This window comes from Erwinia sp. MYb416, from assembly GCF_037479575.1.
Taxonomy (GTDB): Bacteria; Pseudomonadota; Gammaproteobacteria; order Enterobacterales; family Enterobacteriaceae; genus Erwinia; species Erwinia rhapontici.
Genome location: NZ_JBBGYT010000242.1, coordinates 1 through 210, shown reverse-complemented (window position 1 = coordinate 210; position 210 = coordinate 1). Strand labels below are relative to the sequence as shown.

Here is a 210-nt window from a genome sequence, read left to right as displayed (position 1 = left end):
CTTTATGATGGCCGACTCTGGTGCGCGTGGTTCTGCAGCACAGATTCGTCAGCTGGCCGGTATGCGTGGTCTGATGGCGAAACCAGATGGTTCCATCATCGAGACGCCAATTACCGCGAACTTCCGTGAAGGTCTGAACGTACTCCAGTACTTCATCTCCACGCACGGTGCGCGTAAAGGTCTTGCGGATACCGCACTGAAAACAGCTAA

Annotated in this window: 1 protein-coding gene; it reads left to right on the top strand. The window is 54.3% G+C overall.

All coding sequences use genetic code 11. The features are described from left to right. A partial coding sequence (locus WH277_RS02245) for a hypothetical protein (protein WP_339504166.1) occupies positions 1-210 on the top strand: 210 nt, incomplete at both ends.